Raw genomic sequence first — 22,144 nt, 5'->3', positions numbered from 1 at the left:
TTGCCATGTGTCTGTCTCGCCGCGAAAAGTTCGCGCGCATGTTGATGATCTGGACCGCGATCGCCGCTGTGGGCCTGGTGCTTGCGGGCTGCGTCCGCGTGGTCGGCGGGCGTGCTCACATGGCGGAGCCGAAGCTGGGACAGCCCGTGCAGTGGACGCCGTGCCGCAGCTCCAATCCGGCGGCCAAAATTCCCGGCGGCGCGTTGTGCGGCAAGCTCGCCGTCCCGGTCGACTACGACCATCCCGGCAATGACATCGCGGCCCTGGCCCTGATTCGCTTCCCCGCAACGGGGGACAAGATCGGTTCGCTGGTGATCAACCCCGGTGGCCCCGGTGAATCGGGCATCGAGGCCGCACTGGGCGTGTTCCAGACCTTGCCGAAGCGGGTCCACGAACGCTTCGACCTGGTCGGGTTCGACCCGCGCGGCGTGGCGTCCTCGCGTCCGGCGGTGTGGTGCAACTCCGACGCCGACAACGACCGGCTGCGGGCGGAGCCGCAGGTCGACTACAGCCCGGCCGGTGTGGCACGCATCGAAGACGAAACCAAGCAATTCGTCAGCCGCTGTGTCGCCAAGATGGGCAAGAAGTTCCTGGAGAACGTCGGGACGGTCAATGTCGCCAGGGACCTGGACGCCATCCGCAATGCGCTGGGCGATGACAAACTGACCTACCTGGGCTATTCGTACGGCACCCGGATCGGCTCCGCCTACGCCGAGGCTTACCCCCAGCGGGTGCGCGCGATGATCCTCGACGGAGCCGTCGACCCGAACGCCGATCCCATCGAGGCGGATCTGCGTCAGGCCAAGGGGTTTCAGGACGCGTTCAACGACTATGCCGCCGACTGTGCCAAGGACTCCAACTGTCCGTTGGGCACCGACCCGGCCAAAGCCGTCGACGTCTACCACAGCCTGGTCGACCCACTGGTCGACCCCAACAACCTGCAGGTGAGTAGGCCGGCGCACACCACCGACCCGCGCGGCCTGAGCTACAGCGACGCGATCGTGGGCACCATCATGGCCCTGTATTCGCCCAACCTGTGGCATCACCTGACCGACGGCCTTGCCGAGTTGGCCGACGATCGCGGGGATACTCTGCTCCAGCTGGCCGACATGTACATGCGCCGCGATTCGCACGGTCACTACACCAACGCCACCGACGCCCGGGTGGCCATCAACTGCGTTGACCAGCCGCCGATCACCGACCGCGCCAAGATCATCGACGAGGACCGACGCTCCCGCGAGGTCGCGCCGTTCATGAGCTACGGCAAGTTCACCGGCGATGCGCCGCTTGGCACCTGCGCCTTCTGGCCGGTGCCGCCGACCAGCAAGCCGCACGCCGTCTCGGCGCCGGGTCTGGTGCCGACCGTCGTCGTGTCGACCACCCACGATCCCGCGACGCCGTACAAGGCCGGGGTAGACCTGGCCAACCAGCTGCACGGCTCGCTGCTGACCTTCAACGGAACCCAGCACACCGTCGTCTTCCAGGGCGACAGTTGCATCGACGACTACGTCACCGCCTACCTGATCGGCGGGACCACTCCGCCCAGCGGCGCAAAATGCTGACGGCGGCCGGCAAGTCCGGCCGTTGAGTTTCGAGTGAGATCCACGGAATTTAGGGACGTTTGGCCCTAGGGCGCGGTCGTGGCCGCCCGGAATACTTGGACGGCTTGTGAATTGCTGTTCCGATGCCGCTTGACGCTGCCCGCTGCTCCGATCATGAGACCCCCTGGAGTCAACCCGTGACCACTGAAGCGCCGCCCGCCCAAGACCTGGAGGCCCGCCGGCCATTTCCGGCCCGGGTCGGGCCGAAGGGCAACTTGATCTACAAGATCATCACCACCACCGACCACAAGATGATCGGCATCATGTACATGGTCGCCTGTTACATCTTCTTTTTCATCGGCGGCCTGATGGCCCTGCTGATCCGCGGTGAACTCGCCGCTCCCGGGCTGCAATTCCTCTCCAACGAGCAGTACAACCAGTTGTTCACCATGCACGGCACGGCGATGCTGCTGTTCTATGCCACCCCGGTCGTGTTCGGGTTTGCCAACCTGGTGCTGCCGCTGCAGATCGGCGCGCCCGACGTGGCTTTCCCGCGGCTCAACGCGTTGTCGTTCTGGTTGTTCATCTTCGGCGCGCTGATCGCGCTCAGCGGCTTCATCGTGCCGGGCGGTCCGGCCGACTTCGGCTGGACGGCCTATACCCCGCTGTCGAACGCGATCCACAGCCCGGGCCCCGGCGGCGACCTGTGGATCCTGGGCCTGGGTGTCGGCGGCCTGGGCACCATCCTGGGCGGGGTCAATATGCTCACCACCGTGGTCTGCATGCGCGCGCCGGGCATGACGATGTTCCGGATGCCGATCTTCACCTGGAATATCATGGTCACCAGCGTGCTGGTGCTGATGATTTTCCCGCTGTTGACCGCCGCGCTGTTCGGCCTGGCCGCCGACCGCCATCTCGGCGCCCACATCTACGACGCCGCCAACGGCGGGGTGATTCTGTTCCAGCACCTGTTCTGGTTCTTCGGACACCCCGAGGTGTACGTGATCGCGTTGCCGTTCTTCGGCATCGTCTCCGAAGTGATCCCGGTGTTTGCCCGTAAACCGATTTTCGGGTACACCACGCTGGTCTACGCCACCCTGTCCATCGCGGCACTGTCGGTGGCGGTGTGGGCCCACCACATGTTCGTCACCGGGGCGGTGCTGCTGCCGTTCTTCTCGTTCATGACGTTTCTGATCGCGGTGCCGACCGGTCTGAAGTTCTTCAACTGGATCGGCACCATGTGGAAGGGCCAGTTGACGTTCGAGACACCGATGCTGTTCTCGTTCGGGTTCCTGGTCACCTTCCTGGCCGGCGGCCTGACCGGTGTGATGCTGGCCAGCCCGCCGCTGGACTTCCACGTCAGCGACAGTTACTTCGTGGTGGCGCACTTCCACTACACGCTGTTCGGCACCATCGTGTTCGCCACCTACGCCGGTGTCTATTTCTGGTTCCCGAAGATGACCGGGCGTCTGCTTGACGAGCGGCTGGGCAAGCTGCACTTCTGGCTCACGTTCATCGGCTTTCACACCACTTTTTTGGTCCAGCATTGGCTGGGCAATGCCGGGATGCCGCGGCGCTACGCGGATTACCTGCCCACCGACGGCTACCAAACGCTGAACGTGGTCTCCACCGTGGGGGCATTCATTCTCGGCGTCTCGGTGTTGCCGTTCGTCTGGAACGTTTTCAAGAGTTGGCGCTTCGGCGAACCGGTGCTGGTCGACGACCCCTGGGGTCACGGCAATTCACTGGAATGGGCCACCAGCTGCCCGCCGCCGCGGCACAACTTCACCGAGCTGCCCCGAATCCGTTCCGAGCGGCCGGCGTTCGAGCTGCACTACCCGCACATGGTGAAGCGCATGCGCGCCGAGGCCCATGTCGGTCGACACGAAGAAGTCACGGAAGCACAAACCGTCGGCGCCGACTGAGGCCCGTCGCGGACCCACCGCACGCCACGCCGTGCGAGATCAAGGCGTGACACCTTCGTGTCGCGGCGGGTATCCGTGGGTGAGACGATGCTGGCCATGTCGCGTCGCAGACCGTTCAGCTCGGCGCTGCTGTCAGTGGGACTCGTGCTCGGTGGTCAACTGGCGTCGGCCCGCGCGACTCCCGAGGCCGACACCGGTCAGACTCAGAGCCCAGTAACGCCCGCGGCCGCAGCGCAGCAACAGAATTGGGGTTCGTGCTCCGCGTTCGTACCCGACAGCCGGGATATCCCGACGGCACGCTGCACGACCGTGGCGGTCCCGGTCGACTACGACCACCCCGGCACGGCGCAAGCCAAGTTGGCGGTCATCCGGGTTCCCGCGACCGGGCAGCGGATCGGGTCGCTGCTGTTCAACCCCGGCGGGCCCGGTGCGTCCGCGGTCGACATGGTCGCCGTGATGGCGCCCGAACTCAAAGACACCGACATCGCCCGCCACTTCGACCTGGTGGGCTTCGACCCCAGAGGCGTCGGCCACTCGACACCGGCCCTGCGGTGCCGCACCGACGCCGAGTTCGACGCCTACCGGCGCGACCCGATGGTGGACTACAGCCAGACCGGGGTGGCCCACATCGAGCAGCTGTACCGGGAGCTGGCACAGCACTGTGTCGACCGGATGGGGCCCGGGTTCCTGGCCAACGTGGGGACCGCGTCGGCAGCGCGCGATATGGACGGGATTCGTCAGGCCCTCGGTGATGACCAGATCAACTACCTCGGCTATAGCTACGGCACCGAGTTGGGCACCGCCTACGTCGAGCGGTTCGGCGCCCACGTCCGGGCCATGGTGCTCGACGGCGCGATCGACCCGAGCATCGGTCCGATCGAGGAAAATGCCAAGCAACTGGCCGGATTTCAGACCGCCTTCAACGACTATGCCGCGGACTGCGCCCGCTCGACGGCCTGCCCGCTGGGCACCGACCCGACCCAGTGGGTCAACCGCTACCACGCGCTGGTCGACCCGCTGGTAGCCACGCCAGGCAAGACCTCCGATCCGCGGGGCCTGAGCTACGCCGACGCCGCCACGGGCACCATCAACGCGCTGTACACCCCGCAGCATTGGAAATACCTCACCAGCGGCCTGCTGGGGCTGCAGCACGGCACCGACGCCGGCGACCTGCTGGCCCTTGCCGACGACTACAACGGCCGCGACCGCGAGGGCCACTACGACAACGACCAGGACGCGTTCAACGCCATCCGTTGTGTCGACGCGCCGGCGCCGACGGATGCCGCATCCTGGGTGTCGGCCGATCAGCAGTTCCGCCAGGCCGCTCCGTTCCTCAGCTACGGGCAGTTCACCGGCTTCGCGCCGCGCGATCTGTGCGCGCTGTGGCCGGTGCCGGCGACCTCAACACCACACGCCGCCGCACCCACCGCACCCGGCAAAGTCGTCGTCGTCTCCACCACCCACGACCCGGCCACTCCCTACCAGGCCGGGGTGGACCTGGCCCGGCAACTGGGCGCCGCGCTGATCACCTACGACGGCACTCAGCACACCGCGGTCTTCGACGGCAACGACTGCGTGGACACCGCGGTGGTGCGCTACTTCGTCGACCTGACGGTGCCGCCGGCGAATCTTCGCTGCGGGTCCTGAGCCGGCTTGGCAATGTGTCTGGCCGGGCATTGGTAACACGGTATTAACAGAGCTTGCATAGTGTTCCAGTCATGGATCGGCAAAAGGAATTCGTCCTGCGCACGCTCGAAGAACGTGACATCCGCTTTGTTCGGCTCTGGTTCACCGACGTGCTCGGCTTCCTCAAGTCGGTCGCCATCGCCCCTGCCGAACTCGAAGGCGCCTTCGAGGAGGGTATCGGCTTCGACGGGTCCTCGATTGAGGGCTTCGCCCGGGTATCGGAATCCGACACCGTAGCCAACCCGGATCCGTCGACGTTCCAGGTGCTGCCGTGGACGACGGGCTCCGGGCACCACCACTCGGCGCGGATCTTCTGCGACATCACCATGCCGGACGGCTCACCGTCGTGGGCTGACCCGCGCCATGTGCTGCGCCGGCAACTGACCAAGGCCAACGAGCTCGGCTTTTCCTGCTACGTCCATCCCGAAATCGAATTCTTTCTGCTCAAACCCGGCGCCGAAGACGGGTCGGAGCCCATCCCGATCGACAACGCCGGCTACTTCGACCAGGCGGTGCACGAATCGGCTTCCAAGTTCCGCCGCCATGCGATCGAGGCGCTGGAATTCATGGGCATCTCGGTGGAATTCAGTCATCACGAGGGCGCGCCCGGCCAGCAGGAGATCGACCTGCGCTTCGCCGACGCGCTGTCGATGGCCGACAACGTGATGACCTTCCGCTACGTCATCAAAGAAGTCGCGCTGGACGAGGGCGTGCGCGCTACGTTCATGCCCAAGCCGTTCGGGCACCACCCGGGCTCGGCGATGCACACCCACATGAGTCTGTTCGAGGGCGACGTCAACGCCTTCCACAGCCCCGATGATCCGCTCCAGTTGTCTGACGTGGGCAAGTCGTTCATCGCCGGAATCCTCGAGCACGCCTCCGAGATCAGCGCGGTGACCAACCAATGGGTCAACTCCTACAAGCGGCTCGTTCAGGGCGGTGAGGCGCCCACCGCTGCCTCGTGGGGCGCGGCCAACCGCTCGGCGCTGGTGCGGGTGCCCATGTACACGCCGCACAAGACGTCCTCCCGGCGCATCGAGGTACGCAGCCCCGACTCGGCGTGCAACCCCTACCTGACGTTTGCGGTGCTGCTGGCCGCCGGACTGCGGGGCGTCGAGAAAGGCTACGTGCTGGGCCCGCAGGCCGAGGACAACGTCTGGGATCTCACACCCGAGGAACGCCGCACCATGGGCTATCGAGAGTTGCCGTCCAGTCTGGACAGCGCCCTGCGCGCCATGGAGGCCTCCGAACTGGTCGCGGAGGCGTTGGGGGAGCACGTGTTTGACTTCTTCCTGCGCAACAAGCGCCGTGAATGGGCGACCTACCGCAGCCACGTCACGCCCTACGAATTGCGCACCTACCTGTCGCTCTAGCCCAACGCGGCAGTTCAACGCGGCGCACCGGCACCGAGCCGTAGTGCGCTACCGTCAAGGTCGTGACGAAGCCCGCGACGCAGCGACCCAAGCTGCCCAGCGTCGGCCGTCTCGGACTGGTCGACCCGCAGGCCGGCGCCCGGCTGACCCAGCTGGGTTGGACTGACGAAGACGACCAGGCCCACGTCGACCTGCTGTGGTCGCTGTCGCGGGCCCCGGACGCCGACGCCGCACTGCGAGCGCTGGTGCGGTTGGCCGAAAACCCAGACGCCGGATGGGAAGAGCTGAACGCGGCTCTGCGCACCGAACGCAGCTTGCGCGGACGGCTGTTCGCGGTGCTGGGTTCCTCGCTGGCGCTGGGGGACCATGTGGTCGCGCACCCGCGGTCCTGGAAGCTGCTGAGCGGCAAGATCACCCTGCCCTCGCGTGACCGGATGCAGCAGTCATTCCTCGCGTGTGTCGAGGATTCCTCGGATGCGCCGGGCTCGGTGGGACACCGGTTGCGCGCCCTGTACCGGGACCACCTGCTGGTGCTGGCGGCGTTGGATGTGGCCGCAACCGTCGAAGACGAGCCGGTGTTGCCGTTCACCGTGGTGGCTGCCCACCTGGCCGACATCGCCGACGCGGCGCTGGCCGCGGCGCTGCGGGTGGCCGAGAAGACGGTGTGCGGTGACCGCGCTGCGCCGCGGCTGGCCGTCATTGCGATGGGCAAATGTGGTGCGCGCGAACTGAATTACGTCAGCGATGTCGACGTTATCTTCGTCGGCGAGCGTGCCGACCCGGTCACCACCCGCGTCGCCGGCGAGATGATGCGGGTTGCGTCGTCGGCGTTTTTCCAGGTGGACGCCGGACTGCGACCGGAGGGCCGCAGCGGGGAGCTGGTGCGCACGGTCGAATCGCACATCGCCTACTACCAGCGCTGGGCCAAGACCTGGGAGTTCCAGGCGCTAATGAAGGCCCGCGCGGCGGTCGGCGACACCGAACTCGGCAAGCGTTACCTGGAAGCGCTGATGCCGATGGTGTGGACCGCCTGCGAGCGTGCGGATTTCGTGGCCGAGGTGCAGGCCATGCGCCGCCGGGTGGAGCAGCTGGTACCGGCCGACATCCGCGGCCGCGAACTCAAGCTCGGCACCGGCGGCCTGCGCGACGTGGAGTTCGCCGCGCAGCTGCTGCAGCTCGTGCACGGCCGCAGCGACGACTCGTTGCATGTTGCTTCCACCGTCGACGCGCTTTCGGCGTTGGGCGAAGGCGGCTACATCGGGCGCGAGGACGCCGCCAACATGATCGCCTCCTACGAGTTCCTGCGGCTCCTCGAGCATCGGCTGCAGCTGCAGCGGCTCAAGCGCACTCATCTGCTACCCCCGGCCGATGACGACGAGGCGGTGCGCTGGCTGGCGCGCGCGGCCCACATCCGGCCCGATGGACGACACGATGCCGCTGGGGTATTGCGCGAGGAGCTCAAGCACCAGAACGTGCGGGTGTCCCGATTGCACGCCAAGCTCTTCTATCAGCCGCTGCTGGAGTCGATCGGCCCGGCCGGGCTCGAAATCGCGGGCCGCGGCATGACGTCCGAAGCCGCCGAGCGTCAGCTGGCGGCACTGGGCTACGAGGGCCCTCAGACCGCGTTGAAGCACATGTCGGCGCTGGTCAACCAGAGCGGTCGCCGCGGGCGGGTGCAGTCGGTGCTGTTGCCCCGGCTGCTGGACTGGCTGTCGTATGCCCCGGACCCCGACCGCGGGCTCCTGGCCTACCGGAGACTCAGCGAGGCGCTGGCCACCCAGAGTTGGTACCTGGCCACGCTGCGGGACAAACCCACGGTGGGTAAGCGGCTGATGCATGTGCTGGGCACCTCTGCCTACGTGCCGGATCTGTTGATGCGCGCCCCGGAGGTGATTCAGAACTACACCGACAGCCCGGCCGGGCCCAAGCTGCTCGAGACCGAACCCGCCGCGGTGGCCCGGGCGCTGATCGCCTCGGCCGGGCGCTATGCCGACCCGGCGCGCGCCATCGCCGCCGCCCGCACTCTGCGCCGCCGGGAGCTGGCCCGCGTCGGTTCGGCTGACCTGCTGGGCATGCTCGAGGTCACCGACGTGTGCCACGCGCTCACCTCGGTGTGGGTAGCGGTGCTGCAGTCCGCGCTGGATGCGACCATCCGGGCCAACCTGTCCGAGGAGGGCCACGCCCCCGCGGCCATCGCCGTCATCGGCATGGGCAGGCTGGGCGGTTCGGAACTGGGCTACGGCTCGGATGCCGACGTGATGTTCGTGTGCGAGCCGGCCGACGGTTTCAGTGACGCTCAGGCCGTCAAATGGTCGACGTCGGTGGCCGAGCAGGTGCGAACGCAGTTGGGCACACCCAGCGTCGACCCGCCACTGGAGGTCGACACCAACCTGCGTCCCGAGGGCCGCAACGGACCGCTGGTCCGCACGCTGGCCTCGTATGAGGCCTACTACGCACAGTGGGCCCAGCCGTGGGAAATCCAGGCGCTGCTGCGGGCACACTCGGTGGCCGGCGACGCCGAGCTGGGCCAGCGGTTCCTGCTGATGGCGGACCGGACGCGATATCCGCCCGACGGCGTGTCCGCCGAGGCGGTGCGCGAGATCCGCCGAATCAAGGTGCGTATCGAGTCCGAGCGGTTGCCCCGCGGGGCCGACCCCAACACCCACACCAAGCTGGGCCGCGGCGGACTGACCGACATCGAGTGGACGGTGCAGCTGCTGCAGCTGCGGCATGCCCACGAGGTGCCGGGCCTGCACAACACCTCGACGCTGCAATCCCTGGACGCGATCGCCGCGGCCGGGCTGGTCCCCGACGACGAGGTTGGCCTGCTGCGCCAGGCCTGGCTGACCGCCACCCGGGCGCGCAACGCGTTGGTACTGGTCCGCGGCAAGCCCACCGACCAGCTGCCCGGACCGGGACGTCAGCTCAACGCCGTCGCGGTGGCCGCGGGCTGGCGCAACGACGATGGCGGGGAGTTCCTGGACAACTATCTGCGTGTGACGCGGCGCGCAAAAGCAGTGGTGCGCAAGGTGTTCGGAAGTTAGGGGAGGACAGTTGGAGTTGGACGCCACGTTCGAGGTGTTAAGCGAAGCCGAGCACAATCGCGTCACCGCGACGTATGCGCCGCTGGCCGCGGCCGTTCGTGACCTCATCGACGCCACCATCCGGACCGAGGCCGACGACGACGTCATCCTTCAGGCGCGCACCGCGATCGAAGCGGTGACGCGGTCCTTGCGCGGTCAGCGGATCCGCCCCTCGGGGATCAGTTACCGGGTCGACGGGCGCCCGGTGCCGTTTGGCAATGCCGCTGTGGGCCAATGTAACCCGATCGCCCCGCCGCTAATTGTCCACCATGACCCGGATGCCCGGGATGGGCGCTGCTTCAGCGAGTTCGTGCTGGGCACGGCCTACGAGGGGCCGCCCGGGCTGGCGCATGGCGGTGTGTCCGCCCTGGTGCTGGACCACATGCTGGGCGAGGCGGCCAGCCGAGGGCTGACCCAGCCGCTGTTCACCGGAACCATCACGGTGAAGTACCTGCGCGGCACACCGCTGGGGCCGCTTCGTTCCGAGGCCTGGATCGACCGCACAGAAGGGATCAAGACCTTTGCGCGCGGCTTCATTTCGGACAACGCGGGAGTAACCGTGGAGGCCGAAGGCATCTTCATCAAGCCGGCTTGGGCGCGAGAAGGCGAATGAAGTTCTATATCAGCAGCGCCTTCCTGGCCACCGCGGAGATCGTCGAGATCGCCAAGGCTGCCGACGATCTGGGCTACGACGGCATCGGTATCCCGGACCACGTCGTCAACCTGGAAACCCTGATCTCCCCGTACCCCTACACCAAAGACGGACAGCGGCGCTGGCCACCGTTCACCGACTGGCCAGATCCCTGGGTACTCGTGGGTGCGCTCGCGCAGGTCACACGACGGTTGAAGTTCGTCACCACGGTCTACATTCCCGCCATGCGGAACCCCTATTCGGCGGCCAAAGCCATTGGCACTGCAGCCTTCTTGGCTTCGGGCCGGGTAGAGCTGGGCGTCGGGGTCGGCTGGTGCGAAGAGGAGTTCACCCTGATGGGCGAGCAGTTCGCGGCCCGGGGCAGACGCACCGACGAAATGCTGGAGTTGATGCGGGAGCTGTGGAAGCCGGGCTGGACGGAATTCGACGGCCGGTTCTACGGGACTCCGCGGCTCGAAATGCAGCCGACGCCGCCGCCGATACCGGTGTATGTCGGTGGGCTCAGTGACATCGCGTTGCGCCGTGCGGCCCGCTATGACGGCTGGATCGGGGACCTGATCAAGACCGACCGCGCGATCGAAGCGGCCGGCCGGCTACGCGAGTTGCGCGTCGAAAATGGCTTGCCGGTACAGGATTTCACCATCCTGACGCCACTCACCGATGCTTTTACCGCCGCCGATTATCGGCGGGCCGAGGAGGCGGGCATCACCGGGATCCTCACCATGCCATGGATGTTTTACGCCGGGCCGGATGCCGGTCTGGCCGAAAAGGTGGACGCCATGCGGCGTTTCCGCAAAGATCTGGCGCTGGACGGTTAAGCCCGCGCTAACTCGGTGACACACCGGCCGCGGCGCTGCGCCGAAATATCTGCGCTGCTTGACGTTTCGGCGTGCGAATACAGACAGCCCGCTTGGCGATCGATGAGGTAATCGCCAAGCGGGCTGCTGTACCCGGGGTTACTCGTCTTTAGACGTCGTAATAGAGCGCGAACTCGTACGGGTGCGGGCGGATGTTGACCGGATCGATCTCGTTCTCCCGCTTGAAGCTGATCCACGTCTCGATCAGGTCGGACGTGAAAACGCCTCCCTCGGTGAGGTATTCGTGGTCTGCCTCGAGCCGGTCGATCACGGCGGCCAGCTGAGTGGGGGCCTGCGGGATGTTCGCGGCCTCTTCCGGCGGCAGCTCGTAGAGGTCCTTGTCGACCGGAGCCTGCGGCTCGATCTTGTTGCGGATGCCGTCCAGGCCCGCCATCAGCATGGCCGAGAACGCCAGGTAGGGATTGCCCGACGAGTCGGGGCAGCGGAACTCCAGCCGCTTGGCCTTCGGGTTGCTGCCGGTGATGGGGATACGGACACACGCCGAGCGGTTGCGCTGGCTGTACACCAGGTTGATCGGGGCCTCGTAACCGGGAACCAACCGCTTGTAGGAGTTCACCGTCGGGTTGGTGAACGCCAGCAGCGACGGCGCGTGGTGCAACAGACCGCCGATGTAGTGGCGCGCGGTGTCCGACAGACCGGCGTACCCGGTCTCGTCGTACATCAGCGGGCTGCCGTCCTTCCACAGCGACTGGTGGGTGTGCATGCCAGAGCCGTTGTCACCGAAGAGCGGCTTGGGCATGAACGTGACGGTCTTGCCGGCCTGCCACGCGGTGTTCTTGACGATGTACTTGTAGAGCTGCATGTCGTCGGCGGCGTGCAGCAGCGTGTTGAACTTGTAGTTGATCTCGGCCTGCCCGCCGGTGCCCACCTCGTGGTGGCCCTTCTCCAGGCTGAAGCCGGCGTTGATCAGATTGCGCAGCATCGCGTCGCGCAGGTCGACGTAGTGGTCGACGGGGGCCACCGGGAAGTAGCCGCCCTTGGGGCGAACCTTGTAGCCGCGGTTGGGGCTGCCGTCGGTCTCGTTGGGCGCGCCGGTGTTCCACCAGCCGGCGATCGCGTCCACTTCGTAGAAGGAGCCGTTGGTGCGCGAGTCGAAGCTGACCGAGTCGAAGATGTAGAACTCGGCCTCGGCACCGAAATAGGCGGTGTCGGCGATGCCGGTGCTGACCAGGTAGTTCTCGGCCTTGCGGGCGACGTTGCGCGGGTCGCGCGAGTAGGGCTCGAGGGTGAACGGGTCGTGGACAAAGAAGTTGAGATTGAGCGTCTTGGCGGCGCGGAACGGGTCGACCTTTGCGGTCACCGGGTCGGGAAGCAGCAACATGTCGGATTCGTGGATCGACTGGAACCCGCGAATCGACGAGCCGTCAAAGGCCAAGCCGTCTTCGAATACGCTCTCGTCGAAAAAAGAAATCGGGATCGTGAAGTGCTGCATGGTGCCGGGCAGGTCACAGAACCGAACGTCGACAAATTCGACGTTCTCGTCCTTGGCGAGTTTGAAGACGTCGTCGGGCGTCTTATCCGTCACAGAGTGCTCCTTTACTTGGTGATTCGCGGCCGACGCTAGGGAGCGGTTATTGCCCGTCAGTCAACCCCGTGTTGCGCAGACGTTACGTGACCATACGCCCGCCAACAGTCCGCGTTTGGTGGCCGGGTCCTATTGTGGGGCCATGTCCCGCAAGATCGTAACCGGTCAACCGATGGGTTTGTCCGGGCCGTCCCGCGGCCGGCCCGGTGCGATCCGGAGCCAGCCGATCGGACCGGGCCGATGACGGCGGAATCTACCGGATATCCCGGCAAGACGCTCGGTTTTCCGCGGACCGGCCCCGGTTCGCTGGCCCCGATGGGGCGCCGCCTCGCCGCGCTGTGTATCGACTGGCTGGTGGCTTACGGGCTGGCGCTCCTGGGCTTGGGTGTCGGCGCCTGGTCGCAGACCATGCTGTCGTCGATGGTGCTGCTGATCTGGCTGCTGCTGGGCGTCACCGCGGTGCGCCTGTTTGGATTCACCCCGGGCCAGTTGCTGCTGGGACTGGTGGTGGTGGCGGTCGACGGTCGGCTGCCCGTGGGGGCCGGCCGGTTGGTGGCGCGGGGCCTGCTGATCGCGCTGGTGATCCCGCCGCTGTTCACCGACTCCGACGGGCGCGGGTTACACGACCGGCTGACCGGCACTGCGGTGGTACGGCGCTGAGAGCGCCCGGCTATTTGCGGTTACTTACGGCGCACGGTGCGCTGGACGCCGCGCATCTTGCCGGCGTTGGGCAACGGGCCCTTCGGCAGAGCGCCGGCACCGGCGCGTGAACCCAGGGCCGCCAGACGCGATTCCAGGGTGTCCATCTGCTTGACGGTGATGTTGGCGGGAAGTTTGGTGAGGTGGCGTTCCAACTTGGCCAACGGCACCTCGCCGTCGCCGTTACCGATGACGATGTCGTAGATAGGCACGTCGCCGACCAGGCGGGCGGTGCGCTTCTTCTCTTGGGCCAGCAGGGGTTTGACGCGTCCGGCCGAACCCTCGCCGACCAGGATCACACCCGGTCGGCCGATCACCCGATGTACGGCGTCGAAGTGGCCGGTGGCGGCCACGCCCGGGGTGACCCGCCACTTGCCCCGCAGGTTGTCCAGCACCCAGGCGGCGGCGCCGGTTTGACCTTCGGCCTGGCGGTAGATGTTGCGCTGGGCGCGGCGGCCAAAGATGATGAACGCCACCAGCGCGCCCAGCACCACACCGAAGACGATCAGGGTGATCATGGTTAGCCCGCCAGCCCACACGCCGACGCCCACCGACACTCCGACGATCAGCACGAACGCGCCGATCATGTAGGGCAGCAGGCGCTTGTCCTCTTTGCGCTGAATGTTGAACGCCTGCCACAGCTGAGTGCGGCGCTGCCGGGCGGCGGCCTTGCGGGCAGCACTTGCCGCGGCTTTGGCGGCCTTGTTCTCAGCGGCGTTGCGGGGTTTGGCCATAGTCCTCAAGGATACGTACGCACCGGCTAACCGGAGTCCGAGGCCGCCGGGCGCCGGGCCTGGCGGTAGAGCCGGCCCGCCCGGTACGACGAGCGCACCAGCGGCCCGGCCAGCACGCCCGCGAAGCCCAGCCCCTCGGCGTACTGCGCGAACTCGGCGAATTCCTCGGGCTTGACCCACCGTTCGACCGGGTGGTGGCGCGGCGACGGTCGCAGGTACTGGGTGATGGTGACGATGTCGCAACCGGCGCGATGCAGGTCGGTCAGGGCGGTGCGCACCTCGTCGGAGGTTTCACCCAGACCCAGGATGAGGTTGCTCTTGGTCACCAGGCCGGTGTCGCGGGCCGCGGTGAGCACCTCCAGGCTGCGCCGGTAGGTGAATGCGGGCCGGATCCGCTTGAAGATTCGGGGCACCGTTTCGACATTGTGCGCCAACACCTCCGGGCCTGACTCGAAGACCTCCGCCAGCCGGCCGGGCTCGCCGTTGAAGTCTGGGATCAACAGTTCGACGCCGGTGTGCGGGTTGAGCTCTTTGATCGACCGCACGGTTTGCGCGTACAGCCAGGCGCCGCCGTCGGGCAGGTCGTCGCGGGCCACCCCGGTGACGGTGGCGTAGCGCAGTCCCATGGTGTGTACGCTCTCGGCGACCCGTCGCGGTTCGTCACGATCCAGGGCTACGGGCTTTCCGGTGTCGATCTGGCAGAAGTCGCAGCGGCGGGTGCATTGGTCGCCGCCGATCAGGAACGTGGCTTCCCGGTCCTCCCAGCATTCGAAGATGTTGGGGCAGCCGGCCTCTTCGCAGACGGTGTGCAGGCCTTCGCGCCGGACCAGGCTTTTTAGCTCGGTGTATTCCGGGCCCATGCGTGCCCGGATTCGGATCCACGGCGGTTTGCGTTCGATCGGGGTTTGCGCGTTGCGCACCTCCAGGCGCAGCAGGCGCCGGCCCTCGGGTGCGACAGTCACATCGCTGATGCTACGCGTGCGCCGGGATGCTGCGCGCGTCCCACGGATGCCTGTGGGGTACCGCCCGGTTGCGGGGGAGTGGCGAAGGCACCTGCCTGCGGGGGCACGTGATCACTGACCGGCAGGACGCCATCCAGGGCGTCGCACACCGCGTCGGCGACAGCCGAGCGGACTTCGGCCACCGTCACCGCGCGCCCCAGCTCAACCGACAGTGACGTCACCCCGGCGTCGCTGATACCACACGGCACAATGGCGGTGAACGCACCCAGGTCGCAGTCGCAGTTGAGGGCGAACCCGTGCAGGGTCGTGGCGCGCGACACCCGCACGCCGACGGCGCCGACCTTGCGTGCCGGGCGTCCCGCCGCGGCCGGCAGCCATACCCCGGACCGGCCGTCCACGCGGACGGTCTGCAGGCCCAGATCGCCGCACACTTTGATCAGCGATTCCTCAAGGCGCCGAACGTAATTCACCACATCCAGCGGTTCGGTTAGGCCGATGATCGGGTAGCCGACCAGCTGTCCGGGGCCGTGCCAGGTGATCTTGCCGCCGCGGTCGGTGTCGATGACGGGGGTGCCAGCGGGATCGCTTGTCGGACGTTCGTGCGGTTCGGTGCGCCGGCCCGCGGTGTAGACCGCCGGGTGTTCCAGCAGCAGCAGCGTGTCCGGTCCGCCGGCGATCCGGCTGTCGGCGAGCTTGCGCTGCAACTGCCAGGCGTCGTCGTAGTCGATGGTGTCGAGCTGACGCACGTCGATGTCGGCCCGGCTCGACCGGATGGAACCAGCCACGATGACGAGGCTACTCGCGGCCCGACCCTGGTTGCAGTGATGTCCGCTATGTCGCAGCGGTTCGTTGCCAGCAAACAGCGTTGTGTCGCGATAATGTGCCTGCCATGAGCTTCATCGACACCGTGGTCGACGTCGGCATGGTCATCGATGGTCTGGGCGTCGCGGTGATCATCCTCGGCGCGGTCTTCGCAATCGTGTATTTCCTGTGCCGGGTGCCGCGCAACGCCGCCCAGGCCTACCGGGAGTTTCGGGTTCAGCTCGGCCGGTCCATCTTGGTCGGGTTGGAGTTGCTGGTGGCCGGTGACATCATCAAGACGATCGCCCTGAAACCCAACGCACAAAGTGTCGCCGCCCTGGCCGGCATCGTTGCCATCCGAACCTTCTTGAGCTTCTCGCTCACTGTGGAAATGACCGGGCGGTGGCCCTGGCAGCAGAACAAGACGCCCGCGGCCGCACCCGGCGAGCCGGTCAAGGACGCCTAGCAACCGAGGCTGGGTGGCGCCTACTGCCCCCCGCCGGCTAGTAGTTGGTGGCAGTCGACCGAGCGCATCTCCATCATCAGCGCGATGTTCTGTTGCGGATCGACCGGTGCATCGATGACGTGCACTCCGCCGGCCGCCGCGGCCTCGTCGAGGATCGCGCGGAACGTGGCGGGATCGTCGAGGCGATGGCCGGTCGCTCCGTAGCTGTGGGCATACGCGACGAAGTCCGGGTTGCCGAAATCCACGCCGTAGCGTTGATAGCCGTCCACCATTTGCTTGAGTGCGATCATGGCCAGGCTGGTGTCGTTGAACACCACGACGATCAGATCCAGCCCGAGGCGGACGGCGGTTTCCAGGTCCTGGTTGTTCATCGCGAATCCGCCGTCGCCGGTGAGCACCACGACCTTACGTTCGGGGTAAACGAGTTTGGCCGCGATGGCCGCCGGCAGGCTGATCCCCATAGAGCCCAGCGCATGGTCGATCAGCATGGTGTTGGGCTGGCGGGCGTTGAAGTTGCGTGTGGCCCACATCATGTGGATGCCGTTGTCGAGCGAGAGGATGTCCTCGTCGGCCATGAATTCGCGCAGCGTGGCGACGAGATATCCCTGCTTGGCGGGCAGCGAGGCGTCGGCAGCAGAACGTTTGATGCTGTCCTGCATGGCTTTTCCGAGACGGCGGAAGCCGTCGTGATCCCACGCCGGGTTGGGGGTGAGTTGGGCGGTCAGGCGCCGCAACGCGTCCGCCATGTCGCCGACGACCTGTGTCTGCGGGAAATAGGAGTTGTCTCCTTGGGCGGCAAAGGGATTGAGGTGGATGACAGTGCGCCCGTCGTCGGCTGCCATGAACAGGGTCGGTTTCTCCATGACGTCATGGCCGACGTTGAGCAGCACGTCGGCTGCCTGGATGGCGCAGTTCGGGTAATCGCCGGGCATGATCGAACAGCCGAGGTAGTTCGGGTCGTCCTCGTTGGCCACGCCCTTGCCCATCATGGTTGCCACGAAGGGAATTTGGGTCCGGGTGATCAACTCCCGCACCGCCGCTGCCACAGCCGGCCGGTTGGCGCGGGTGCCGCCGCCTATCATGATCAGCGGCCGGCTCGCGTTGCGGATCAGCTCCGCAGCGGTGTCGATGCTGTCCTGCGTTGCCACCGGAATGTCGGTGTGACGGCACGCAACCAGTGGACCGAGCTCGGTCTCGCGGGCCACGTCTTCTGGCAGTTCCAGATGTGCGGGCCCCTGACGTTCGCCCAATGCCGACATCATCGCCTGTCGCAGCAGCGATCCGGCCATATGCCCGGACGGGATCTTGGCCGCGAACTTGGTGATGGGGCGCATCACGTTGACCACGTCGACCAGTTGGTATTGCCCCATACGGTTGTCGCGCGCCGCTTTTTGGCCGGTGATGACCAGCATCGGCATGGCCGCCAGGTAGGCGTGGGCGACGGGGGTGGTCAGGTTCATCGCCCCGGCGCCCAGGGTCGACATGGCAACGGCGAGTTTGCCGGTCAGGCGACCGTAGGCCGCGGCCGCGAAACCCGCTGCCTGTTCGTGGCGGAACAGGACGAACTTGATCCGCCCGTCCTTGCGCAGCGCCTCCAGGAAGTGCAGGTTCTCATCGCCGGGAATGCCGAAAACATACTCGACGCCTTCGGCGGCCAGCGCCTCGACAATCTGCTCGCTGGTATTCGACGGTGCCATCAGAGCTCACCGCTGCCGTGGCGCAGCACTGCTTCCGGGTCTTCGGCTTTCAGGCCCTCCTTCATCTGGTCCATCTTCTGCATCACCTGGCGCGCCTTGGTCAGGATCGCTTCAGCCTCGGCGCCGGGAATGACCACGGCCGTCGACCCTTTGGCGAAGATCATGTCACCGGGCACCACGGTGACCCCGCCGACCGCCACCGGAACATCGGCTAGATAGGGCTGAACCTCGTTGCCGCCGGCGCGCACCGTCTCGCCGTGGCAGTACGTCGCGAAGCTGTAGGTGTTCAGTTCCTCGAAGTCGCGCAGCATTCCGTCGGCGAGGATGCCTGCCATGCCGAGGTTGTGCACCCGGCTGAGCTTGGTGCCGCCGCCGAGCGACGTGTGCTGGTGCCCGTTGGACGCCATTACCAGGACGGCGCCCCTGGCCTCGTGTTCGGCGACCGCGCGGTAGATGGCCGGACCGAGGCTGTGCTTCTGCGGATCCATCAGGTCCTTGCGCACCGGCAGAAAGGAGATGGTCACCGCCGGGCCGACGAGCACCCGGTCGGGGTCCGGGCTGCTCAGCTCGATGATGTGCGCCCGGTGCTGGTGCGTCATCATCATCGCGTCGACGACGTCGGCGACTCCCAGACCGGCTACGAGTTCGGTGAGTTGCATGACTTCGTGGTATCCCTTCTGTTAGGAACGCCCGTCCGGCGCGGGCATCAAGCGAAGTAACAGGCTCATCACCGGGATCATCCGTGCCATTGCGTTCGGTACCCGGTTTTCCAGTGAATCCCTGATGGCCGTAGCGGTTTCGACGTCGGGTAGGCCGGTGGTTCCTAGCGCGCCGCTGACTGCATGCCCGCGCTGTCTGCCGTCGGCAAGCACGGCGTCGACGGCGGCCGGCGGCGAGCTGTTGCCGTGCCGGGGTTGGGGCACCATCTGGCAGAGCACCAGCATGCCGGGCCAATGTGTCAGGGGTTGCATGGTTTCCGCCGTCGCGCGCAACGCACCCGGAATCGATGCGAGATTGCGCCAGATCAGGCTGACGACGATCATTGCGAGCGGTTGGCGGATATCGGCACGGAGGCCGGCGATTTCCCCGGTGGCCTCGGCCTCACCGATACTGGGAACCCGAACGCCGGATGACCGCATGACGATGCCTTTCTGACTGGTCCGTCGCCGGCTCAGTCTGGCATGTGTGCGCGCATATGCTCGATCGCGAGCTTCATCGCTGCTTCCTTGACTTTGTTGCGCGCCATCATCTTTGCGTTATGTTCGGCGATGTTGATGGTGTAGGGGTTATCCCGCAACAGCTTTGCCGTGAAGAGCAGGTTGAGCGCGGTCAGCTCGGCGTTGCGGCGAACGTACGGCGACAATTCGCCGCCGGCCTCGATGTAGCTGGCTCCGGGTCCGGCGTCGCCGACCCAATACACATCGGTATTGGGCGGAACCGTCGCGCCGAAGTGCAGGAGGTTGGCGAAAGTGTTGGCCACGCAATCATGGCTGCCGTCCTCATTGCCGGTGACCACGATGCCCGCCGCCGAGCCGTACAGCGGGAACTGGCCGGTCCGCTCGCACATCACCGTCTTGGTGGTGCCGTCGAGTCGTTCGATCACCCGCTGCATCACCGATGACCGGACCCCCATCCAGATCGGCATCGCAGGCACAATGATGTTGCAGCGCTTGACCTTTTCCAGGATCGCTGGCCACTCGTCCCCGTCGCCTTCGTCGTTCATCACCCCGGGCTTCACGTTGTAGTCGACAACCCGGACGATCTCGGTTTCGATGTCGGGCTCGTGAGCGCGCAAACGCTCGATCAGCAGATTGCACAGCGCTTCGGTATTCGAAACCTCCGGCGCATTTTTCAGGGTGCAGTTCAGAAAGAGCGCGTAAAGCGGCCCTTCCTTTTTCAGGTCGTGGAATACCGACGTCGCCACGCGTTTCTCCGTTTGTTGACCGCTGGTGGAATGTGGATGAGACCGCAAGCGCAGAGTACACGAATGGCTGCTAATCGGAAGGGGATACGCCAAACGAAAAGCAGGTGATTGTCAGGCGTGGTCGCGCTGCGCGGTTGCATAGCGCAGCGCTTCACCAATTGTGTTGTGGTGGAACTGGAAACCGGCTTGTTCCAGCGCGGCCGGGATGGCGCGCTGACCGCGCAGCAGTACTTCGTCGGCGAATTCGCCGAGCGCGGCGCGTACCGCGAACCCGGGCAGCATCATCAGGGTAGGGCGGTTCAGTGCCCGGCCCAACGCGGTGGTGAACTCGGCGTTGGTCACCGGGGCAGGCCCGGTCATGTTCACCGGCCCGGATAGCTCCGGGTTGGAGATGGCGAACAGCAGCGCCCGCACCTCGTCTTCGAGGCTGATCCATGACATGTACTGACGGCCGCCGCCTAGTCGCGCGCCCAGTCCCACGGAGAACGCCGGCCGCATCGGGCGCAGCGCGCCTCCGGCCGGAGCCAGCACCAGTCCGGTGCGGGCCAAGACCACACGAGTGCCGGCGTATTGGGCCGGCAGCGTGGCCGCTTCCCAGTCCACGCACAGCTGGGCCAGGAAACCCGTTCCGGCTGAGTCGTTTTCGTCGACAACGCGATTGCGGGTGTCTCCGTAGTAGCCCACCGCGCTGGCGTTGATCAGGGTGCCGACGCCGGCGTCGGCGACCGCGGACGACAGCACCTCGGTGGGTGTCAGCCGGCTGTCGCGCAGGCTCTGTTTGAAGGCGCCCGACCACCGGCGCCGGCCGACGTTGACGCCGCACAGATTGACCACGGCGTCGACGCCGGCGAGCGCGTCGGGATCGAACTCGCCGCTGTCGGGATTCCAGTGCAATTCGTCCGAACTCGCCGGTGTCCGGCGCACAATGCGAAGCACCGTGTGGTCGGCGGCGCGAAGCGCGGCGGCCAAAGCCGAGCCGATCAAGCCGGACGAACCCGCTATCGCGACAATCGTCTCGGCCACCGCGTCATAGCCTTTCTCGCCCTGCCTGACAGCCCATCAAAGACCCAGGTCTGCTTCGAATGCTCCCTCTTCGAGGCGGTGCTTGATGGTGCTGAGGAAACGTCCGGCATCTGCGCCGTCGATGAGGCGATGGTCGTAGGTCAACGGCAGATAGCACACCGAGCGGACGCCGATCGACTCGTTGCCGAAGGAATCGACGATCACCCTGGGGCGTTTGACGATTGCTCCGGTTCCCAACATGGCGGCCTGGGGCGGCACCAGTATCGGAGTGTCAAACAGGGCGCCCTGGCTGCCGATGTTGGTGATGGTGAATGTGCCGCCGGATAACTCGTCGGGTTTCAAATTGCCCGACCGCGCGCGGGCGGCGATATCGGCGATCGCGCGGGCCAGGCCCGCCAGCGACAAGTCGCCGGCGTTGTGAATGACGGGGGAGAGCAAACCCTGCTCGGTGTCGACGGCGAACCCGAGGTGCTCGGCGTCGTAGTAGGTGATCTCCTTGGTCTGTTCGTTGTAGCTGGCATTGACATTGGGATGGATCTTGAGGGCGTCGATGACCGCTCGGGCGAAAAACGGCAGAAAGGTCAGATTCACCCCCTCCCGTTCGGCGAATGCCGCCTTGGCCCGGGCGCGCAGCGCCACGATCTTGGTCATGTCGACTTCGTGGGTCTGAGTGAGCTGCGCCGTCGCCTGCAGGGACTCGCGGGTCTTGTTCGCGGTGATCTGCCGGATCCGGCTGGCCTTTTGCGTGGTGCCGCGCAGATGCGCCAGCGCGGGAGCCGGCGCGGATGCTGGGGGAGCTTTCGCCGCCGGCGCCGGGGGCGGCGCCGGCTTGGCCGGTTCCTTGGCTTGTTCCTTGCCTTGTGCTGCGGCCAGCACGTCCTGCTTGCGGATCCGGCCGCCGACACCGGTGCCGGTGACCTCGGTGAGGTTGATGTTGTGCTGTGAAGCCAATTTTCGTACCAGCGGCGTGACATACGGGGTGCCTTCGCCTTCGGGGCGGGCCGCGGGCTCAGCCGGCGCCGTTTCGCCCTTGGGCGCGGGCGCGGTGGCCGGTTCCGGCTTGGGTTCGGGAGCCGGCTTGGCGGCGGGCTCGGCCTTGGGTTCCGGCTTGGGTTCCGGTTTGGGTTCCGGCTTGGGTTCCGGCTTGGCCTCGGGTGCGGGGGCCGGCTGGGGCG

General features: G+C 66.5%; 18 protein-coding genes and 1 pseudogene. 9 read left to right on the top strand and 10 right to left on the bottom strand.

Annotation, left to right across the window (positions count from 1 at the left end):
• The first annotated feature begins 5 nt into the window (after positions 1-5).
• The 7 genes from EET13_RS17000 to EET13_RS16970 all read left to right on the top strand — a co-directional run bounded on the left by EET13_RS17000 (position 6) and on the right by EET13_RS16970 (position 11,078).
• A complete protein-coding gene (locus EET13_RS17000) occupies positions 6-1,562 on the top strand; it encodes an alpha/beta hydrolase (protein WP_122443381.1) in 1,557 nt (518 codons plus the stop codon).
• Between the two features lie 176 nt (positions 1,563-1,738).
• Positions 1,739-3,466 (top strand): aa3-type cytochrome oxidase subunit I, encoded by a 1,728-nt coding sequence (gene ctaD, locus EET13_RS16995; RefSeq protein ID WP_122443380.1) that lies wholly within the window; start codon positions 1,739-1,741, stop codon positions 3,464-3,466.
• An 87-nt stretch (positions 3,467-3,553) separates the two neighbouring features.
• A complete protein-coding gene (locus tag EET13_RS16990) occupies positions 3,554-5,113 on the top strand; it encodes an alpha/beta hydrolase (protein ID WP_122443414.1) in 1,560 nt (519 codons plus the stop codon).
• Between the two features lie 71 nt (positions 5,114-5,184).
• Complete coding sequence (gene glnA / locus EET13_RS16985) at positions 5,185-6,525, top strand: type I glutamate--ammonia ligase (RefSeq protein ID WP_122443379.1); 1,341 nt, start codon at positions 5,185-5,187, stop codon at positions 6,523-6,525.
• Positions 6,526-6,587: 62 nt separating this feature from the next.
• The gene (locus EET13_RS16980; RefSeq protein ID WP_122443378.1) at positions 6,588-9,569 is read left to right on the top strand and encodes a bifunctional [glutamine synthetase] adenylyltransferase/[glutamine synthetase]-adenylyl-L-tyrosine phosphorylase; all 2,982 of its coding nucleotides are present in this window, start codon (positions 6,588-6,590) and stop codon (positions 9,567-9,569) included.
• A 16-nt stretch (positions 9,570-9,585) separates the two neighbouring features.
• On the top strand, positions 9,586-10,221 hold the full coding sequence (locus tag EET13_RS16975) for a PaaI family thioesterase (protein ID WP_122443413.1): 636 nt from the start codon (positions 9,586-9,588) through the stop codon (positions 10,219-10,221).
• Entirely contained in the window at positions 10,218-11,078 is an 861-nt protein-coding gene (locus tag EET13_RS16970; protein ID WP_122443377.1) for a TIGR03619 family F420-dependent LLM class oxidoreductase, read from the top strand. Before EET13_RS16975 ends, EET13_RS16970 begins: the two co-directional genes overlap by 4 nt.
• Before the next feature lie 148 nt (positions 11,079-11,226).
• On the opposite strand, the gene glnA (EET13_RS16965) is transcribed toward EET13_RS16970, so the two are convergent.
• The gene (gene glnA / locus EET13_RS16965) at positions 11,227-12,663 is read right to left on the bottom strand and encodes a type I glutamate--ammonia ligase (RefSeq protein ID WP_122443376.1); all 1,437 of its coding nucleotides are present in this window, start codon (positions 12,661-12,663) and stop codon (positions 11,227-11,229) included.
• A gap of 240 nt (positions 12,664-12,903) precedes the next feature.
• Between glnA (EET13_RS16965) and EET13_RS16960 the strand changes: the two genes are divergently transcribed.
• A complete protein-coding gene (locus EET13_RS16960) occupies positions 12,904-13,323 on the top strand; it encodes an RDD family protein (protein ID WP_122443375.1) in 420 nt (139 codons plus the stop codon).
• A 20-nt stretch (positions 13,324-13,343) separates the two neighbouring features.
• Here the strand turns inward: EET13_RS16960 and EET13_RS16955 are convergent, their stop codons facing one another.
• The 3 genes and pseudogenes from EET13_RS16955 to lipB form a co-directional block, all read right to left on the bottom strand.
• Positions 13,344-14,096 carry a DUF4191 domain-containing protein gene (locus EET13_RS16955; protein WP_122443374.1) on the bottom strand — a complete coding sequence of 251 codons (753 nt, stop codon included), beginning with the start codon at positions 14,094-14,096 and terminating at the stop codon, positions 13,344-13,346.
• Between the two features lie 26 nt (positions 14,097-14,122).
• On the bottom strand, positions 14,123-15,058 hold the full coding sequence (lipA, locus tag EET13_RS16950; RefSeq protein ID WP_122443373.1) for a lipoyl synthase: 936 nt from the start codon (positions 15,056-15,058) through the stop codon (positions 14,123-14,125).
• Between the two features lie 76 nt (positions 15,059-15,134).
• Positions 15,135-15,843 (bottom strand): annotated as a pseudogene (gene lipB, locus EET13_RS16945) (lipoyl(octanoyl) transferase LipB); the annotation flags it as partial.
• A gap of 104 nt (positions 15,844-15,947) precedes the next feature.
• On the opposite strand from lipB, the gene EET13_RS16940 reads away from it, so the two are divergent.
• On the top strand, positions 15,948-16,325 hold the full coding sequence (locus EET13_RS16940; protein ID WP_122443372.1) for a DUF1622 domain-containing protein: 378 nt from the start codon (positions 15,948-15,950) through the stop codon (positions 16,323-16,325).
• A 20-nt stretch (positions 16,326-16,345) separates the two neighbouring features.
• Here the strand turns inward: EET13_RS16940 and EET13_RS16935 are convergent, their stop codons facing one another.
• The 6 genes from EET13_RS16935 to sucB form a co-directional block, all read right to left on the bottom strand.
• Positions 16,346-18,022, bottom strand: coding sequence for an acetolactate synthase large subunit (locus EET13_RS16935; protein WP_122443371.1), 1,677 nt, complete (start codon positions 18,020-18,022; stop codon positions 16,346-16,348).
• Positions 18,022-18,681 carry an RraA family protein gene (locus EET13_RS16930; protein ID WP_122443370.1) on the bottom strand — a complete coding sequence of 220 codons (660 nt, stop codon included), beginning with the start codon at positions 18,679-18,681 and terminating at the stop codon, positions 18,022-18,024. The genes EET13_RS16935 and EET13_RS16930 overlap by 1 nt, the downstream gene beginning before the upstream one ends.
• Positions 18,682-18,702: 21 nt before the next feature.
• Positions 18,703-19,161, bottom strand: a complete 459-nt coding sequence (locus tag EET13_RS16925) for a hypothetical protein (protein ID WP_122443369.1) — start codon at positions 19,159-19,161, stop codon at positions 18,703-18,705.
• 32 nt (positions 19,162-19,193) lie between these two features.
• On the bottom strand, positions 19,194-19,946 hold the full coding sequence (locus tag EET13_RS16920) for a flavodoxin family protein (RefSeq protein WP_122443368.1): 753 nt from the start codon (positions 19,944-19,946) through the stop codon (positions 19,194-19,196).
• Between the two features lie 111 nt (positions 19,947-20,057).
• Complete coding sequence (locus EET13_RS16915; protein WP_122443367.1) at positions 20,058-20,969, bottom strand: TIGR01777 family oxidoreductase; 912 nt, start codon at positions 20,967-20,969, stop codon at positions 20,058-20,060.
• A gap of 36 nt (positions 20,970-21,005) precedes the next feature.
• Positions 21,006-22,144: 2-oxoglutarate dehydrogenase, E2 component, dihydrolipoamide succinyltransferase (gene sucB / locus EET13_RS16910; protein ID WP_122443366.1), on the bottom strand; the 1,139-nt coding region annotated here is incomplete at its 5' end.

Origin of the sequence: Mycobacterium attenuatum (genome assembly GCF_900566085.1) — a bacterium.
In the GTDB taxonomy this organism is placed as follows: Bacteria; Actinomycetota; Actinomycetes; order Mycobacteriales; family Mycobacteriaceae; genus Mycobacterium; species Mycobacterium attenuatum.
The sequence above is the reverse complement of the archived record's forward strand: the minus strand, read 5'-3'. Positions and strand labels throughout refer to the sequence as shown.

What these genes read in the sequence shown, in the direction of transcription:
- EET13_RS16955 (WP_122443374.1), bottom strand. Translation starts at nt 14,096, where the DNA reads ATGGCCAAACCCCGCAACGCCGCTGAGAACAAGGCCGCCAAAGCCGCG.
- EET13_RS17000 (WP_122443381.1), top strand. Translation starts at nt 6, where the DNA reads ATGTGTCTGTCTCGCCGCGAAAAGTTCGCGCGCATGTTGATGATCTGG.
- EET13_RS16970 (WP_122443377.1), top strand. Translation starts at nt 10,218, where the DNA reads ATGAAGTTCTATATCAGCAGCGCCTTCCTGGCCACCGCGGAGATCGTC.
- EET13_RS16960 (WP_122443375.1), top strand. Translation starts at nt 12,904, where the DNA reads ATGACGGCGGAATCTACCGGATATCCCGGCAAGACGCTCGGTTTTCCG.
- EET13_RS16930 (WP_122443370.1), bottom strand. Translation starts at nt 18,681, where the DNA reads ATGCAACTCACCGAACTCGTAGCCGGTCTGGGAGTCGCCGACGTCGTC.
- EET13_RS16935 (WP_122443371.1), bottom strand. Translation starts at nt 18,022, where the DNA reads ATGGCACCGTCGAATACCAGCGAGCAGATTGTCGAGGCGCTGGCCGCC.
- glnA (WP_122443379.1), top strand. Translation starts at nt 5,185, where the DNA reads ATGGATCGGCAAAAGGAATTCGTCCTGCGCACGCTCGAAGAACGTGAC.
- EET13_RS16990 (WP_122443414.1), top strand. Translation starts at nt 3,554, where the DNA reads ATGCTGGCCATGTCGCGTCGCAGACCGTTCAGCTCGGCGCTGCTGTCA.
- EET13_RS16940 (WP_122443372.1), top strand. Translation starts at nt 15,948, where the DNA reads ATGAGCTTCATCGACACCGTGGTCGACGTCGGCATGGTCATCGATGGT.
- EET13_RS16925 (WP_122443369.1), bottom strand. Translation starts at nt 19,161, where the DNA reads ATGCGGTCATCCGGCGTTCGGGTTCCCAGTATCGGTGAGGCCGAGGCC.